A 1164-nucleotide genomic window follows, 5' to 3' on the forward strand; every position below is an offset into this window, starting at 1 on the left:
CCCGTGTTGTAAAATGAAGTGCAACAAAAAAGACATGTTCGTCTGATATACTAGAATTCCCCAACTCAGTATAGAAAGCAGATGAACATGTCCAACACTCATTCTACCAAAAAATCATCCTATTCTCATCTCTCAGCCACAGAACGTGGTGAAATAGCTGCTTATCTTAAAATGGGAAAGAAACCAGTTGAGATTGCTCGTCTCCTGGGTCGTCACCGTTCTACAATCTGTCGAGAAATCAAACGTGGTTCAGTAAATCAGGTACAGGATAAAAATGGGAAACGAACCTATTTCAGCGCCTATTTCGCTGATAGTGGACAACGTGTCTATGAAACCAATCGTCAAAAGTGTTCTTATCTCAAGTTGAATGACTGCTCCGCTAAGTTCATTAAACAATTAGGAGATGCCTTGAAATCTAACATCCGTCTCCATAGCGTAGATAGTTTTGTTCAGACTTATAAAGCAACCCATCCTGAAGAAATCGTCCCCTCTACCAAAACGATTTATCGTTATATCAAAGAGGGGCTGTTAGCGATTAGACCAATCGATCTGCCTAAGATGGTTAGTATCAGAAAGCGTTCTAAGAAAGTCACGAAGACGAATCGGAAGACTTTGGGTAAGTCTATCGAAGAACGTCCAGAGTGTATCAATGACCGTTCTGAATTTGGGCATTGGGAGATTGATTTAGTTCTTGGCAAGAAAACCAAAGGTGAAGCAGTTATTTTGACCTTGGTAGAGCGCCAGACACGCTATGCACTGGGCATTAAGCTAGAAGACAAACAGTCCCACACCATTAATAATGCTGTAAGGAATCTCACCAGTCTGTATCCTATTGCATCCATCACAGCAGATAATGGTTCTGAGTTTAGTTCACTATCAGATTTGGAAACTGTTGATGTGTACTTTGCACATCCATATTCTTCACATGAGAGAGGCACAAACGAGAACTTCAATGGCCTCCTCAGAGAATATATCCCTAAAGGAGTCTCACTTAATTCACTAACCTCTGAAGAACTTGACAAGTATATCACTGCCATCAATGAGCGCCCAAGACGACTTCTTCAGTATCAATCCTCAAAATTCCTGTTTGGGCTAGCCCAAACAACTTAACCTCTGGAACTCTAGTTATCAATGAACTTGTTGCACTTGACTTGACAACGTGCG

1 protein-coding gene is annotated in these 1164 nt (G+C 41.2%); it reads left to right on the top strand.

The window, feature by feature from the left end; all coding sequences use genetic code 11:
* Window positions 1-87: 87 nt before the first annotated feature.
* Window positions 88-1110 carry an IS30 family transposase gene (locus tag RFK25_RS11445; RefSeq protein ID WP_332413539.1) on the top strand — a complete coding sequence of 341 codons (1023 nt, stop codon included), beginning with the start codon at window positions 88-90 and terminating at the stop codon, window positions 1108-1110.
* The last annotated feature ends 54 nt before the right edge of the window (window positions 1111-1164 follow it).

This window comes from Streptococcus sp. SS-4456, from assembly GCF_036680365.1.
Taxonomy (GTDB): domain Bacteria; phylum Bacillota; class Bacilli; order Lactobacillales; family Streptococcaceae; genus Streptococcus.